The sequence below is a fragment of the Ruegeria sp. BHSA123 genome (assembly GCF_059613425.1).
Genome location: NZ_JBXWSL010000001.1, coordinates 114,464 through 129,775, shown reverse-complemented (window position 1 = coordinate 129,775; position 15,312 = coordinate 114,464). Strand labels below are relative to the sequence as shown.

Genomic DNA, 15,312 nt, shown 5'->3' with positions numbered 1-15,312 from the left:
GCGTGGTCTTTGACCAAGACGTCAAAGCCTGCGCGGCACTTGTGCAAAGGGCTGATCCAGATCGTTTCCGCGCAGCGATGGCTGCACCGGTTGCAGACCGTGCAGTCCTGTTCCCAATTTACGCGCTGAACGTCGAAGTTGCCCGCGCACCCTGGGTGACGCAAGAGCCGATGATCGCCGAGATGCGGCTGCAATGGTGGCGTGACGCGCTACAGGAAATTGCTGAAGGGGCAACCGTACGGCGGCACGAGGTGGTAACACCCTTGTCACGGGTTCTTTCGCCCCATCTGGCAGGCGTTTTGGATGAATATGTGGCCGTAAGGCGTTGGGATATATACCGTGACCCGTTCGAAGATCAGGAACACTTTGACGCCTATATCGATCACAGTACGGGTTCATTGTTTGTTGCATCCGCTCAGGCACTGGGGGCAGCGGATGAACCAGCGTTGCGTGATTTTGGATATGCGGTCGGGGTGGCGAACTGGCTCAGGGCTATCCCTGAACTGGAACGACGCGGGCGGATACCGTTGCTGGACGGCACCTACGAAGGGGTGCGTGCCTTGGCCGGGGCCGCATTGAATCGTCTGTACAAAGCCAGATCGCATCGGGCTGATATTTCGGTTGAGGCACGGTCGGCATTATATTCCGGGTGGTTGGCCGAACGGATATTGAAGCAAGCCATAGCTCGACCCGAACGTGTTGCCTCTGGTGCTCTGGTACCGGGAGAAATACAGCAGCGATTGTCCTTGATGTGGGCTGTGGGCAGCGGGCGCTGGTGATCAGGCCCGTTCCGGGTCGGCAGGTCGCAGAACCAGCCACAACAGGGCTCCGCCTGCCAGTGTCAGCAATGGGATCATTGCAAGGTTGACTGCTGTCCACCCTTCGACCGGGGACCCACCCGAGCAGTTCATCAATCCACCCGAAGCCAGCGAGGCCATAGTCACTCCGCCAAACACCAGCAAGTCGTTAAGGCCCTGCATCCGGCCGCGTTCCTGCGGCTCATGCGATGCGGCCAGCATCGTTGTCGCGCCGATAAAGCCAAAGTTCCATCCAACACCCAGAAGAATGAGGGCAACGAAAAAGTTCCCCAATTCAACGCCCTGCAAGGCGACCAGGCCAGCGGTTGCAAGAATCGCCAGACCCAGCGCAACAATCCTTTCGATACCAAACCGGGCGATCAGGTGACCGGTGAAGAAACTGGGCACATACATGGCAAGCACGTGGCTGGTAACGATGTCCGCCGCGTCATTGGCCGAGTAACCACAACCAACCACGGCCAACGGCGTTGACGTCATCACAAGGTTCATCAGCGCGTAAGATACCATGGCACATATGATGGCCACGGCGATGTGAGGTGTTTTCAACAACTCCAGTCGCGACCGCCCCTTGGGCTCGGAGCCGGTGGGTTTTGCAGGTGTTGGAATATCAAGGAAGAAGAACAGGGCGGACCCCAGAACATTGATCCCAATGACAGCCAGATAGGTGCCCAGAAAAGGGATGACATAGGCTTCGGATGTGAGTTTTACGATTTGCGGGCCAATGATGGCAGCCGCCAGTCCACCAGCCATGACATAGGAAATCGCTTTGGGGCGGAACTCGTCCGACGCGATGTCCGCTGCGGCGAACCGGTAGAATCCGTGGGCGCTCATGTAGAGGCCCGTCAACAGGCTGCCGACAAGGAAGACGGGGAAAGAGCCAAGAAACAGGCCATAGGCCCCGATCAACCCGCCCAACGCACCGGATGTCGCGCCAACAAAGAACCCGACGCGACGCCCCCATTTTTGCATGATGGCCGAAATTGGCGTGGCCGCCAGCATCGATCCCAGAACAATCAGTGAAATGGGCAATGTCGCCAGGCAGGGATTGGTCGCCAGTGACTGACCGGCCAGCCCTCCGACGATGAACATCATTGGCATCTGCGCGCCCAGAATGGCCTGCGCCGCCACTAAGACAGCAACGTTGCGTTTGGCCTGACGGTCATTAGGAAGGGTCGAGATCATGGTCATGGCGGAATGGGTATCGGCTAAGTGTTTGCGGCACAACCCGGTTGCATCTGCGGCACTTGCGCCTAACGTGCCAGTAACAACCGAGCAGGGGGACTACATGCCCGTTGGCCGCATCATCGAAACGCCGGGTTGTGTGGCGGAAGGGGCTGAATGGCTGGCCCGGAGCTGCCCACGCATGGCCTATGCAATGGAACAGATTGGCCCATTGCCGCTACGTCGCCGTCCTGACGGGTTCGCGCAGCTGCTGAGTGCCATTGTCAGCCAACAGGTCAGCGTGGCTTCGGCCAATGCAATATGGCAACGCCTGCAAGACGCCAAACTGACAGGTCCGCGTAAGATCATGTGGGCAACGGATGACGATCTGCGGGCCGTAGGGCTAAGCCGTCAGAAGATCCGATATGCAAAGGCGTTGGCAGAAGCGCGTATAGATTACAAAGTGTTACGTGATGTTCCTGATGCGGAGGTTGTGACCACGCTGACGCAAGTGCCAGGCATCGGCGTATGGACTGCGGAAATATACGCAATGTTCTCACTTGGTCGCGCTGACGTGATCGCCCCCGGCGACCTGGCGCTGCAAGAGGCCGCGCGCATCCTCTATGACCTGCCCAATCGCCCAACGGATAAAGAACTGCGCAAGATGGCCGAGGCCTGGTCGCCCTGGCGCTCGGTTGCGGCGCGGGTGCTGTGGGCCTATTACCGGGTTGCAAAGCAAAGAGAAGGGATCAGATGACACGGGTTTTGAATGCGCTCCGGAAAGAGCCTGTTTCGGGCGACACGCGCTCGGTTGTGGTGTTCGTGCATGGCTATGGCGCAAACGGTGCCGATCTGCTGGGTTTGGCCGACCCGCTGGGTGAACATCTGCCCGACACATTGTTCGTGGCCCCGGACGCGCCCGAGCAGATCCCCGGAATGCCCAATGGCTTTCAGTGGTTTCCGATTCCCTGGATTGACGGGTCGTCTGAGGAAGAAGCGCGCAGGGGCATAGAAATGGCGGTCGAGGACTTTAATGCCTTTCTGGATGCGCTGATGGTGGATGAAGACGTTCTGCCAGAACAGGTTGTCCTGTTTGGTTTTAGCCAGGGCACGATGATGAGCTTGTATGTCGCGCCCCGCCGCGAAGACCCCGTGGCCGGAATTGTCGCTTTCTCAGGCCGTTTGCTAGAGGCGGACCTTCTGGCAGACGAAACTGTCAGCCGGATGCCGGTATTGCTGGTGCATGGCGACGCCGACGACGTCGTCCCGCCGCAATCCTTGCCCGAAGCGGCAGAGGCCCTGCAATCCGCCGGTTTCAAAGAGGTCTACGCTCATGTCATGAAGGGCACCGGGCACGGCATCGCCCCGGACGGGCTGAGTGTGGCCCTGGCCTTCATGCGCGACAAGCTGAGCCTTTAGCCGGTAAGATTAAATCAGCAGAACACTGTCGTTTCGCATCGGATTAAGACCAAAGATGCGCTTCCGCAAACTCGACTGAGTTTCCGGCCGGGTCGCGCACGTACAAAGATCGTGCGCCTCCGGGCCAGTCAAATTCTGCGTCTACGGGGACATTCCAATCCAGAAGGTGCTTGCGCATTACCGCGATTTCACCACGGGTCAGTACAAGACACACATGCCCTGCACCACGGGCGCCATGTGGCGGAACGGGCATGTCCGGGTTGAGGGGCGGCTGTTCCGTCTGTTCCGGGTTAAAGATCAGCAGGACCGATCCGCCAATTCGGTAAAACACGTGGCGGTCGGCGACACGCTGAATGCGTTCCAGGCCCAGTACTTCGCCGTAAAACTGTTCTGCTACGTCCAGATCATCGACATAAAGCGACGCTTCCAGAATCGCCGAAGGGGCCGGTATTCCGGGAGTTAGTTTCATGACTCAAGTTTAGCAGATCAGGGCAGGGTATGTCACCGGCGCGGTCGACGGTCGCGTTTTCGTTGCGGTGTGGTGTTCAGGGATGGCATGGGCAGGCTGTCCCACTGGCCCGGTTCCAGATCGTCCAGAGTCCAGTCTCCGATTCGATAACGGATCAGGCGCAGGGTCGGCAGGCCCACGGCGGCCGTCATTCGACGCACCTGACGGTTTTTGCCCTCGCGTATGGACAGTTCTATCCAACTGTCTGGTACAGTCTCGCGTTCGCGGATTGGTGGGGTGCGGGGCCACAGGTCGTCTGGCTCGTCGATCTGGCGCACCTTCGCCGGACGGGTCAGGCCGTCTTTCAACTCGACGCCGTTTCGCAGCGCTTTCAGGGCGGTTTCGTCCGGGATGCCTTCGACCTGAACCCAATAGGTTTTTGCCATCTTGTGCTTGGGGTCCGAGATCTGCGCCTGCAACTTGCCGTGGTCAGTCAGCAGCATCAAACCTTCGCTGTCACGATCCAACCGACCGGCGGGATAAACCCCGGGCAGATCGATGAAATCGGACAGTGTACTGCGCGGAGTATCCCCATTGTCGCGGTCGGTGAACTGCGGCAGCACATCATAAGGTTTGTTGAAGCGAATGAACCAGGACATGACCCGCGCATACCCCGAAGAGTGCGTCCCGCGCAAGCTGTGGATAACTGTCATGCGCCTGTTACGGATTCGCATTACCCAGTTTGCGACATATTGTGGAAAATCAGGGCTTGTCAGAGTATTAACACGATATATAGTTATACTAAGGCCGGGGCGGGTGTTCCCCGCTCTGATGTCAAAAACGGGCAGAGCAGAGCGAGGAGCGATTCTGATATGGACGGAGACTTCAGGACCGAATTTGTCAGGGAGCCTGGTGCGCTGAAGCATCATCCGGCATTGGTTTTGAACGCCGATTATCGCCCCCTGTCTTATTACCCGTTGTCCCTGTGGCCCTGGCAGGAAGCGATCAAGGCCGCCTGGCTGGATCGCGTCGACATCGTGGCCGAATACGACGAAGTGGTTCGCAGCCCAAGTACTCAGATCCGAATACCTTCGGTCGTTGTTCTGAAAGACTATGTAAAACCCAGAAAGCGCGTGGCCTTCACGCGCTTTAATTTATTTCTGAGGGACGAGTTCCGGTGCCAGTACTGTGGCAGCCGCGGTGATTTGACCTTTGATCATGTGGTGCCACGCGCCGCCGGTGGGGTGACCAGTTGGCAGAACGTTGTGGCGGCGTGCAGCCCGTGCAACCTGCGCAAAGGGTCGAAATCGCTGCGTCAGGCAGGAATGAGCCTGCGAAAGCCGCCCCGTCAGCCTGACGCCGAAGCACTGCGCAATGTTGGTCGGAAGTTTCCGCCCAATCACTTACACGAAAGCTGGATCGATTTTCTGTATTGGGATGCTGAGCTGGACGAATTCTAGGCCTTGCTTGCGCGCCACGCCGCGAGCCAGATCAGTACCAGAACAGCCGAGGCAATGGCATTCCATCCGGCCATCGAGATATTGAACATTTCCCACGGGATATCGTCGCAGCGAACCAAAGGCGCTGACATAATCTGGTCGAACAGGTCGTCATTCGACATCCCACTGATGCTGCCGGATGTGCAACTGGTCGGACCTTCCCACCATCCTTGTTCAACGCCGGCGTGGTAAAACCCAATACCCGAAGTGACAGCCGCTGCCATCGCGCCACATAGTGGCAGGATGCTCAGTCTTGGCAAGGCCAGCGCCAAAACGCCAATCGCGATTGCGACCCCATGCGGGTAGCGCTGCCAGATACACATTTTACAGGGGGCAAGGCCGCCCAGATATTGAAAGCCAAAAGCTGCCAGCAGAAGGGCCAGGGACCCAAGACTTGCCAGTGCGATAAGTTGTGAACGTCTCGTCATAGGTATTTCACCACCAGGAAGCCGCCGAACAGGAGGACGATGAACAAGGTGAACATCAGCCCCAAGCGTTTTTCAATAAATTCACGGATCGGCTCGCCAAAGCCCCAAAGCAGGGCCGCAACAAGGAAGAATCTGAGCGCACGTGCCAGTATCGACGTTGCGATGAATGTCCCAAGCGGCATTCCTGTCCAGCCGGACATGATGGTGATGACCTTGTACGGGAAAGGCGTCACTCCGGCGGCCAGGACCGCCCAGAACCCGAAATCGTTGAAGCGTGTGTTGAATTCTTCCATCGCATGGGCCTTGCCCATGGATTCAAGAATGGGCTGCCCCAGACTTTCATAGAAAAACGCACCAATCGCATAGCCCAGCATCCCGCCCAGAACCGAAGCCACCAGAGCAACAGTTGCAATCAGCCAGGCGCGCGACGGGCGCGCCAGGATCATCGGAATCATCAGAACGTCGGGGGGAATCGGAAAGAACGAACTTTCGACAAAGGCCACAACAGCCAGCGCCCACAGCGCATGAGGGTGTTCCGCCAGACGAATTGTCCAGTCATAAAGTGATCGCAACATTAAGCACTCAAATCCCGTTCTCGGCCCCGGAAAGCCAAACCACGCACCTGACGGCCCGTCAACCATCGCGGTCGAAACAAATGGATTATTGGATGATTTTTGCCTCTGGACCTTCCCTCGGATGGGCGCTAATCCAGTGTCCGTGGCCCAAGTGGCGGAATGGTAGACGCAGGGGATTCAAAATCCCCCGGTAGTGATACCGTGCCGGTTCGAGTCCGGCCTTGGGTACCAAAGTAAAAACAGGGGGTTAGGGGAACCTGCTTCCTGTTTTTTCTTTTCGGGCTTATTGCGTGCTCGCACACTTAACTCTCACTTTTCGATCTGGTCTCGTTCTTTTCAGTCCTCTGTTATCAGTCTCATGCTAATACAGGGGCACCGTATACGTCCTGCTGTCGAACCGACCTGAACAGAAAAGGACAGTAAAGTTCCGGAAGACTGATCGGGCGGGTTTTCCTGTGTGCCAGAGGGGAAAATTCAAAACTTACGCTCATATATGCGGAATGGAGCAAGTCAGGCTGGCGCTGGCCTTGACATTGAATGTATCTGGATGAACCCTCAAGGGGGTTGGGAGAAACTGGAAAATTCAACAGGTTGCATCTGCTGTGAAGCGGGCCGATTTTTTTATCGGCACGGATTCATGAGCAGGGTGATTGATTTGAATTCCAACTGCCAGACAAAAAATGTGGGAGTTCTGAAATGAAAAACAGCAGAAAATTGAGCCTCGGCGCGTTTGTAACCGCAGCCATGTTGGCTCCGGCGGCCTATGCCGAAGAGTTCATTACAATTGGTACCGGCGGCGTGACCGGTGTTTATTATCCGACAGGTGGCGCGATCTGCCGTCTGGTGAACAAGGGTCGGAAAGAACACGGTGTGCGCTGCTCGGTCGAATCGACCGGTGGCTCGGTCTACAACATCAACACCATTCGCGAAGGCGAGCTGGAATTCGGTGTTGCCCAGTCCGACTGGCAGTATCACGCGTATAACGGCACCTCGAAATTTGAAGAGGCAGGTCCCTTCGAAAAGCTACGTGCGGTGTTCTCGGTCCACCCCGAGCCCTTCACCGTTGTGGCCCGCGCGGATGCCGGTATTTCCAGCTTTGAAGACCTCAAGGGCAAGCGCGTGAACATCGGTAACCCGGGTTCTGGCCAACGTGGCACCATGGATGTGGTTCTGGAAGCGTTGGGCTGGACCGTCGATGATTTCGAATTGGCGTCCGAGCTGAAAGCGGCTGAGCAGTCGGCTGCGCTTTGTGACAACCAACTGGATGCGATGATTTACACCGTGGGTCACCCGTCGGGTTCGATTCAGGAAGCTACGACAGCCTGCGATTCTGTTCTAGTGAACGTCACCGGTGATGCGATTCAGGGTCTGATCGACAACAACTCATACTACCGCACTGCGACTATCCCGGGTGGCATGTACCGGGGTTCGGACAATGACACCACCACCTTTGGCGTGGGCGCGACCTTCGTGACTTCGGCGGATGTGTCGGACGATGCTGTCTATGCGGTTGTAAGCTCGGTCTTTGAGAACTTCGAAGACTTCAAAAAGCTGCACCCGGCATTTGCAAATCTCAAGCCCGAGGAGATGATTTCGGACGGCCTGTCCGCTCCGCTGCATCCGGGCGCCGAAAAGTACTACAAAGAAAAAGGCTGGATTCAGTAAGCCAGACTTTACACGGGGCGTCCTTTTGCGGCGCCCCGGTTCACATCCGGGATAAACCGGGGACAAGAGGGCCAAAGAATCCAAGGCCGCAGGACGGGGAGATTTCACATGAGTTCCGATACACAGGGCAATCGCCCACTCTCGGAAGAAGAGCTTCAGGACCTTGTCGCCTCATCCGATGCAGGGGCGCGAAATCCCGCTGGAAATGTGGGGCTGTTTCTGGCGATTGTTGCCGTTTTGTGGTCGGTATATCAGATCGTTCTGGCCTCTCCCTTGTCGAATTACCTGCTGCCCGGAAGCGTGGTGAATAATTCACGCCAGATCCATCTGGCCTTTGCGATCTTTCTGGCGTTTGCGGCCTATCCCGCGCTGAAATCCAGCCCGCGCAATTATGTCCCTGTTCAGGACTGGGTCATGGGCGTTTTGGGCGCGGGTATCGCGCTGTACGGCTACATCTTCTATGAGAAACTGGTCAATAATGGCCTGCTGGCCGATGACATCGACAAATGGGTGGCTTTGTTGGGGCTGCTGTTGCTGTTTGAGGCCGCGCGCCGCGCACTTGGTCCGGCAATGGCGATCATAGCCACGGTTTTCCTGGCCTATGTGTTCTTTGGATCGTCTTCCTGGGTCCCCGAAGTGATCCAGTGGAAAGGTGCGAGCCTGAAAAAGGCCATGAGCCATATGTGGATCACGTCCGAAGGCGTGTTTGGCATCGCGCTGGGTGTTTCTACGAAATTCGTATTCCTGTTCGTGCTGTTTGGCGCGCTACTCGATAAGGCTGGGGCAGGGAACTACTTCATAAAAATGGCCTTTGGCGCTCTGGGTCACCTGCGGGGCGGCCCTGCCAAGGCGGCCGTTGTGGGGTCTGCGGCAACTGGCCTGATCTCGGGTTCGTCGATTGCAAACGTTGTTACCACCGGTACGTTCACCATTCCGTTGATGAAGCGCGTTGGCTTTTCCAGCGAACAGGCGGGGTCGGTCGAAGTTGCAAGTTCCGTGAACGGTCAGATCATGCCGCCTGTAATGGGTGCTGCGGCGTTCCTGATGGTGGAATATGTGGGCATCTCATATGTCGAGGTGATCACCCACGCCTTCCTGCCAGCGGCGATTTCTTACATCGCACTGGTCTATATTGTGCATTTGGAAGCGGTGAAGCGGAACATGCCAACCTTGGGTGACCGAGACGTGCATCTGGCGCGAACCGTTGTGGGTATGCTGGCCTTCTTCCTGGTGTTTGCTGGGCTTTGCTATGGCTCGCAATTCCCGGTTGATGCTGTAACAAGCTGGATTCCGTCCGCGGCGGGCTTTGTGCTGAGCCTGATCGTCTGCGCGGTTTACGTCGGATTGCTTTTTCTGGCGGCACAAGTGCCGGACCTTGAGCCTGACGATCCGAATGCAAAGGAAGTCACGCTGCCGGTTGTCGCAGATATCTACAAGGCAGGTTTGCACCACCTGCTGCCGATCGTCGTTCTGGTTTACTTCCTGATGATCGAACAAAAATCACCGGGGCTGTCGGCCTTCTGGGCAACCGCATTGCTGTTCGTAATCCTGCTGACGCAGAAACCGCTCAAGGCGCTTTTCCGGGGGCAGAGCAATTTAATCAGTACCTTCGTCGACGGTGTCGCTGACCTGTGGCAAGGTCTGATTGACGGCGCGCGGAACATGATCGGTATCGCACTGGCAACTGCAACTGCGGGCGTGATCGTGGGTACCGTGACCTTGACGGGTGTTGGTCAGGTTATGGCTGATCTGGTCGAGTTCCTGTCGGGCGGCAATCTTATCCTGATGCTGATCATGGTTGGCCTGCTGAGCCTGATTCTGGGCATGGGCCTGCCGACCACGGCGAATTATATCGTTGTCAGCTCGTTGATGGCCGGAGTGGTCGTTGAACTGGGGGCGCAGAGCGGACTTATCGTGCCGTTGATTGCCGTGCACCTGTTCGTCTTCTACTTCGGGATCATGGCGGATGTGACGCCACCGGTGGGTCTGGCCAGTTTCGCCGCTGCCGCTGTATCAGGCGGTGATGCAATCAAAACCGGCTTCACAGCATTCTTCTACAGCCTGCGCACCGTGGCACTGCCTTTTGTGTTCATCTTCAACACCGATCTTCTGTTGATTGACGTAACATGGTTCGAAGGAATTACGGTGGCAATTTTCGCGACCATAGCGATTCTGGTCTTCACGGCGGGCACGATGGGGTATTTCCTGGCCCGCAGCCGTATATATGAAAGTGTTGCCCTGGTTCTGGTGGCGTTTGCCCTGTTCCGACCAGACTTTTTCATGGATCGTATCTCGCCTCCGTTCGAATCGGTTGAACCCGCTGCATTTGAAGAGACCATTGGTCAGACACCGCCGGGAACGGATGTCCGCCTAGTGGTCGCAGGCCCCGATTACGATACGCTTGAAATGGTGGACACAACCGTTGTTGTCACTGTGGGCGACGAGGAAGGGGGGGCCGCACGGGTCGAGGCGATGGGCCTGCTGCTGTTTCCCGAGGACGGGCTGGTCAAGCTTGACGAGCCGCTGTTCGGCGCGCCGGTGGCCGACGATCTGGCCATCTTTGACTACTATGGCGATGAACCCGTACGCCTGACGTCGGTCAGCTTGCCGTCCGACCAGCTGCCCAAGCAGCTGGTGTATATCCCAGCGATGATCCTCTTGGGTCTTATCGCGTTCCTGCAACGCGGCCGTGCCGCCAGACAAGGGGTGCCCGCATGACACGTTCTGTTCTGTGTGCCATTGATATCAGCAATGGCGAGATTGATGCTCCGGTCCTGCAAAAAGCCGCTGCTTTCGCGGATCTGGAAGGGGCACAGTTGGATGTCGTGACTGTGCTGCCCGATTTCGGGGAAAGCTGGGTGTCCGGGTTTTTTGAATCAGGTTTTCACGACAAGGCGTTGGCCGAGGCGCGAGCCAAACTGACGGCGCTGTGCATTTCGGCATTGGGGGCAGAGCGCAATGAAAGCATCCGCCATGTAGTCGCGACAGGCACAGCCTATCAGGAGATCCTGAAAACCGCCGAAAGTGCCGGTTCCGACCTGATTGTGATCGGCGCGCATAGGCCGGATTTCAAAGACTATCTGCTTGGTCCGAATGCAGCACGTGTGGTGCGGCATTCCAACGTCTCAGTTTATGTGGTTCGCTGACTGATTTTCCAGCGCGCAAAAGATCGCGTCGCCGGTCGTAGAGAAAAGTCGGGTTGGTTCAGTAACCTGTCATCTCAAGATAGCCAACGCCTTTATGGCTGCCGTTTACGGTGACAGGGCCTTCCCAGTATTCGAAACTGGTACCCATCCACGCATCAGGTGTCAGGGCTGAGACCTGAATATCTATGCCCCGATCCGCTAGGTCGACTTGCCAGTGTGTCGGGATATTGCGTCCGGCAACCTCGTCGGTACTCAGCGGCAAAAGGCCGATTGTACCGTTGGGGATGGCCTCAGTACTGCCGTCAGAATTGATCCAGGTGGCCGAGGTGAAATCGCCTCGATCCCCGCGCAGGCGAAAAGCCATCAGCTTATCGCCTCCCTCAAAACTGAGCGAGAACCAATCCCAGCCCCTCTGATCCGCCGCCAAGGGTTGTGAGGACCATTCCCGATCCAGCCACCCCTGACCGGTTACCTGCACCTCGCCATCCGGCAAATGCAGCACGCCTTCGACTGTGTAAAAGGGCTGCGAGTAATAGTAACTTGCCTGTCTATCGGCGGATTTAACCGAATAGCCCGCGTCGCCGTGAAATACCAATGGCCCTTGCGCAGTCAGTGAAAGATCATAGCCGAATTCATCACCATTGGCCGTCAGTGACAGGCTGTCCAAATCCGATCCGGCCATGCGCCATTCATCAATCCAGGCCTCAAACGGTTGTGCGGTTACACCGGCCTGGCCAATCCCCCCGCGTGACAATCGCTCGGTAAAAAAATGATCCTTGGGGGTCGTGACAGCAGCATGACCCATCCAAAGTTGCGGACTTTGCCACCCGTCGCTGTCATAGGGTTTCAGGGCTGACCGGAACAGGGTCCATTGAATGCCATAGTCCAGGCCGTCGTCCCCTTGGAGATTGGCGGTCAGATACCACCATTCGATGCGGTAGGCCGGGTGGGGGCCGTGATCCTTTGGGAAATCAAATTCAAACCCGGCTGCCGGCACTTCAAAACCTTCAGCGGTTCCGCCTAGACCTGCATAGCCCTGCGCCCAAAGCGGTATCGGGTAGAGCCACATAAGCAGGATTAGTAGGGTCCTAACGTTCATTGGCGAACACTTTCAGCAGATCGGCGGGTGGCAGGCGCAGCATCCGTAGCGCGGGCAGGGCGGCGGCAAGCAGGGCAGCAAGAAGGGTCAGTAGAAACAGCCACAGCCAATCCCAGGGGAAGACGAACATCGGCAGGCGCCAACCAAAAGCCTGAACGTTGATCACCGTCAGCAGAACCCATGCCAGAACAAGCCCAAGTGGCAACGCCAGACAGGCGGTCAATGCCGCCAGCAATAGGCTGCGCAACAGTTCCAGCCCTGCAAGTTGCGCCCTGTTCAGCCCCAGCGCCCAGACCGGTGCGATCTGTGGCAGGCGCTGGGTCCACAGGGTCAGCAGACTGGTGAGAATGGCAAATCCCGCCACGCCGAGGGTCAGCACATTCAAGGCCGAGGTCACGACAAAAGTCTTCTCAAATATCGACAGCGACTGCGCCTTCATTGCAGCTTGCTGTACGACAGCCTGACGTGGAAGGTTGAACCGTTCCCTTAAGGTTTGCGCCATTTCGGTTGCGTTTTCGGGGTTTAGACGAATGCCAAAGCGGCGGGCCTCCGTACCCGGAGCGATCCGGTTCAGTTGGTCCATCGAGACCATGGCTTGCCCGGTCGGATTCCCATAATCCGAATAGACCCCGGCGATGGTCAGGATGTGGTCCGGCGATAAGGCCAAAGCACCGCCGGGCCAGAGATCGGCACGTCGCGCCAGTTGCTCGTTGATCAGAACCGCACGTCCGGCCATGACGTCATCCCATGCATTCGGGCTTGAGGTGATCACTGGCCAGTTCTGCCGATAGACCGGATCATCTACTACACCGTAAAGAAACAAAGGCCCCGTCTCGTGCGACAATTCCACATTTCGGATTGGCAGAATAGCTTCGACCTGAGGGCGCAGCCAGTCGGTAATCTCCTGCCCCTGATCGTCGTCGCTGGCAGTCAGGTAGAGTTCTGACGTCAGGCGCTGGTCAAGCCACCCGACGAATGTCAGCCGGAAGCTGGACACCATCGTGCCTACGCCGACATTCGCTGCCAAAGCCAGTAACAGGGCCATCAGGGCAAGTGACAACCCGGGCAGTTGTGCCCGCATATCTGCCCAGACCCATTGCGTAACAGGGCCCCGCGCCGCGCGGGCGCAGAGTGAAAGCATTACAGACAAAAGCGCAGGCAGCAGCAGCGCTGCACCGGTCAGCAAGCCAGCCAACAGGGCAAACCCGGCGATCAGCCCCCCGAAACTGACATAAGCCAAAACGCCACCCAGGATCATGACCAATCCCAATGCCGCTGCAAGATGGCGCGCGCGGGGGTCGCCCCGCCACGCTTGAACGCCCGGACTTGCCAGCAGGGGCATGCGCGACAGGCGCCATAATGCGTGGCCGCTGGCCAGCAATGTGCCGAAGACTGCCATGGCGATCCCTGCCAAAACCCACTGCAATTGCAGCGTCAGTTGCCCTGTTACTGGTGCGTCGTAAAGGCCACGCAACGTGGCCGCGACATCGGGTAGAAGTGCTCCGGCCAGAAAGAAGCCCAAAAGCAACCCGACGAGCCCACCGATCAGGGCCAGAAAAGTCAGTTCAGCAAGGATCAGCCAGACCAGTAATCGCATCGAGACACCCAGTGCCCGCAGCGAACGGATGATGCCTCTGCGTTGTGCAAAGGCCAGCCCGACCGTGCCGTTCACGATAAAAAGGCCGACCGCAAAGGACAGCAATCCAAAGGCTGACAGGTTCAAATGAAAACTGTCGGTCAGCCGAGCAGTGTCGATCTTTTGTGAAGGGCTGATACGTTCCAGCTCAGGCGTGATCGTGGTTAGGGACTGAAGCCCGCGCGGCTGATCGGGCAGAATAATGAGCCGCGAGATTGCACCGGGCTGATTCAGAAGACGTTCGGCAACGCCGATATCCGTCAGGATCACATCCGGCGGCAGCGCAGAAGTACTGAGAACCGGGGGCAGAGTGTCCTGATCGCGCAACAAGGGCTCCAATTCTGTCGAAACCAGCAGGCGACCCGGAGCAGTCAATATGTCCGCCGGTTCGGGCGGCGCACCGCTTTGCTGGGCCTCGGTAATTGCGGGCAGGGCGGGATAGGCCACCATATCCACGCCCATCAAACGCAACGTACGTCCGGCGACCCGATAAGGGCCTTCCAGTACGGCGGCCACCTGCCACCCCGCGCGACGCAGGTCGACATAACGGGACATGGCTATGAAACCGGCTGGATCGTGCAATTCGTCAAACTGCCCAAGTGCCAGTTGGGCGTTGGCACGGGAATAGCTGGCGCGGGCCTCGGCATTGATGGCCTGTACAGCGGACCACAAACCAGTTGCCAGGGCGATACCGATCAGCAGCGTTGCCAGTTGCAACCAATGCACCCGCCAATGGGACAGCAGGGCCTGGACGACGGCCAATGTCATTGGATGCGCCCGCCGCTCAGGCGTAGGTGCGTGTCCAGACGGGCCGCGATTTGCGGGGAATGCGTCACCAGCAGCAAAGCTGCACCAGTATCAGCCACAAGTGACAGCATCAGGTCCAGCACTTTGGCGCTGGCGGTTTCGTCAAGATTGCCTGTCGGCTCGTCCGCCAGCAACAGTTTCGGGCGCGCGGCCATGGCCCGTCCTATGGCCACCCGCTGCTGCTGGCCGCCCGACAAGCTTTCGGGGTAGCGGTCCAGCAGATCCGAAAGCCCAAGCCGGTCTGCCAATTGCCCGGACCATTGGGCATTTTCGGTACCTGCAAGGCGGGCATGAAAGGACAGGTTTTGCCCCACGGTCAGCGATGGGATCAGGTTGAACTGCTGGAACACAAGCGAAACCTTTCTGCGCCGCAACCCGGCCCGGCCCGCATCATCCAAAGGGGACAGGGGCGTGCCATCCAGCGTAATCTCGCCTCTGTCGAAACTGTCCAGGGCGGCGGCCAGATTCAGCAAGGTGCTCTTACCGCTGCCGCTTTCACCGGTCAGAGCAAGCGTTTGTCCCTGATCCAGTGTCAGAGACACGTCGCGCAAAACGGGCCGCCCGCCGGGATAAGTCTTTTGAACTCGGTCGATGATCAACAGCATGAAGCG

General features: G+C 57.8%; 15 protein-coding genes and 1 tRNA gene. 8 read left to right on the top strand and 8 right to left on the bottom strand.

What is annotated here, in order from left to right:
* Nucleotides 1-2: 2 nt before the first annotated feature.
* Nucleotides 3-779 carry a squalene/phytoene synthase family protein gene (locus AC2FNC_RS00660; protein WP_496714376.1) on the top strand — a complete coding sequence of 259 codons (777 nt, stop codon included), beginning with the start codon at nucleotides 3-5 and terminating at the stop codon, nucleotides 777-779.
* Here the strand turns inward: AC2FNC_RS00660 and AC2FNC_RS00655 are convergent, their stop codons facing one another.
* Nucleotides 780-2,006 (bottom strand): MFS transporter, encoded by a 1,227-nt coding sequence (locus tag AC2FNC_RS00655; protein ID WP_480553587.1) that lies wholly within the window; start codon nucleotides 2,004-2,006, stop codon nucleotides 780-782.
* 97 nt (nucleotides 2,007-2,103) lie between these two features.
* Here AC2FNC_RS00655 and AC2FNC_RS00650 point away from each other — a divergent pair, with 97 nt between their 5' ends.
* Together AC2FNC_RS00650 and AC2FNC_RS00645 are read left to right on the top strand one after the other, a co-directional pair.
* The gene (locus AC2FNC_RS00650) at nucleotides 2,104-2,736 is read left to right on the top strand and encodes a DNA-3-methyladenine glycosylase family protein (RefSeq protein ID WP_496714374.1); all 633 of its coding nucleotides are present in this window, start codon (nucleotides 2,104-2,106) and stop codon (nucleotides 2,734-2,736) included.
* A complete protein-coding gene (locus AC2FNC_RS00645; protein WP_496714305.1) occupies nucleotides 2,733-3,398 on the top strand; it encodes an alpha/beta hydrolase in 666 nt (221 codons plus the stop codon). Before AC2FNC_RS00650 ends, AC2FNC_RS00645 begins: the two co-directional genes overlap by 4 nt.
* Before the next feature lie 43 nt (nucleotides 3,399-3,441).
* Here the strand turns inward: AC2FNC_RS00645 and AC2FNC_RS00640 are convergent, their stop codons facing one another.
* Both AC2FNC_RS00640 and AC2FNC_RS00635 read right to left on the bottom strand, forming a co-directional pair.
* The gene (locus AC2FNC_RS00640; RefSeq protein WP_480517126.1) at nucleotides 3,442-3,867 is read right to left on the bottom strand and encodes a VOC family protein; all 426 of its coding nucleotides are present in this window, start codon (nucleotides 3,865-3,867) and stop codon (nucleotides 3,442-3,444) included.
* 32 nt (nucleotides 3,868-3,899) lie between these two features.
* Nucleotides 3,900-4,505 (bottom strand): rRNA large subunit pseudouridine synthase E, encoded by a 606-nt coding sequence (locus AC2FNC_RS00635; RefSeq protein ID WP_480476745.1) that lies wholly within the window; start codon nucleotides 4,503-4,505, stop codon nucleotides 3,900-3,902.
* 213 nt (nucleotides 4,506-4,718) lie between these two features.
* Here AC2FNC_RS00635 and AC2FNC_RS00630 point away from each other — a divergent pair, with 213 nt between their 5' ends.
* A complete protein-coding gene (locus AC2FNC_RS00630) occupies nucleotides 4,719-5,306 on the top strand; it encodes an HNH endonuclease (RefSeq protein WP_209503840.1) in 588 nt (195 codons plus the stop codon).
* On the opposite strand, the gene AC2FNC_RS00625 is transcribed toward AC2FNC_RS00630, so the two are convergent.
* Complete coding sequence (locus AC2FNC_RS00625) at nucleotides 5,303-5,773, bottom strand: disulfide bond formation protein B (RefSeq protein WP_480472923.1); 471 nt, start codon at nucleotides 5,771-5,773, stop codon at nucleotides 5,303-5,305. The genes AC2FNC_RS00630 and AC2FNC_RS00625 overlap by 4 nt on opposite strands.
* Nucleotides 5,770-6,348 (bottom strand): YqaA family protein, encoded by a 579-nt coding sequence (locus AC2FNC_RS00620; protein WP_480472921.1) that lies wholly within the window; start codon nucleotides 6,346-6,348, stop codon nucleotides 5,770-5,772. Before AC2FNC_RS00620 ends, AC2FNC_RS00625 begins: the two co-directional genes overlap by 4 nt.
* Before the next feature lie 145 nt (nucleotides 6,349-6,493).
* On the opposite strand from AC2FNC_RS00620, the gene AC2FNC_RS00615 reads away from it, so the two are divergent.
* The 4 genes from AC2FNC_RS00615 (at nucleotide 6,494) to AC2FNC_RS00600 (ending at nucleotide 11,159) form a co-directional block, all read left to right on the top strand.
* Nucleotides 6,494-6,579, top strand: a tRNA-Leu gene (locus AC2FNC_RS00615).
* Between the two features lie 465 nt (nucleotides 6,580-7,044).
* The gene (locus AC2FNC_RS00610; RefSeq protein WP_480603544.1) at nucleotides 7,045-8,013 is read left to right on the top strand and encodes a TAXI family TRAP transporter solute-binding subunit; all 969 of its coding nucleotides are present in this window, start codon (nucleotides 7,045-7,047) and stop codon (nucleotides 8,011-8,013) included.
* A gap of 108 nt (nucleotides 8,014-8,121) precedes the next feature.
* A complete protein-coding gene (locus AC2FNC_RS00605; protein WP_480553581.1) occupies nucleotides 8,122-10,731 on the top strand; it encodes a TRAP transporter permease in 2,610 nt (869 codons plus the stop codon).
* Nucleotides 10,728-11,159, top strand: a complete 432-nt coding sequence (locus tag AC2FNC_RS00600; protein WP_496714301.1) for a universal stress protein — start codon at nucleotides 10,728-10,730, stop codon at nucleotides 11,157-11,159. The genes AC2FNC_RS00605 and AC2FNC_RS00600 overlap by 4 nt, the downstream gene beginning before the upstream one ends.
* Before the next feature lie 58 nt (nucleotides 11,160-11,217).
* Here AC2FNC_RS00600 and AC2FNC_RS00595 read toward each other — a convergent pair whose 3' ends face one another.
* Genes AC2FNC_RS00595 through AC2FNC_RS00585 form a run of 3 tightly spaced genes read right to left on the bottom strand, consistent with a single transcriptional unit; the run spans nucleotide 11,218 to nucleotide 15,306 of the window.
* Nucleotides 11,218-12,258, bottom strand: coding sequence for a lipocalin-like domain-containing protein (locus AC2FNC_RS00595; RefSeq protein ID WP_496714299.1), 1,041 nt, complete (start codon nucleotides 12,256-12,258; stop codon nucleotides 11,218-11,220).
* Nucleotides 12,248-14,662, bottom strand: coding sequence for an FtsX-like permease family protein (locus AC2FNC_RS00590; protein ID WP_496714297.1), 2,415 nt, complete (start codon nucleotides 14,660-14,662; stop codon nucleotides 12,248-12,250). Before AC2FNC_RS00590 ends, AC2FNC_RS00595 begins: the two co-directional genes overlap by 11 nt.
* On the bottom strand, nucleotides 14,659-15,306 hold the full coding sequence (locus tag AC2FNC_RS00585) for an ABC transporter ATP-binding protein (protein ID WP_480472909.1): 648 nt from the start codon (nucleotides 15,304-15,306) through the stop codon (nucleotides 14,659-14,661). Before AC2FNC_RS00585 ends, AC2FNC_RS00590 begins: the two co-directional genes overlap by 4 nt.
* Nucleotides 15,307-15,312: the final 6 nt, after the last annotated feature.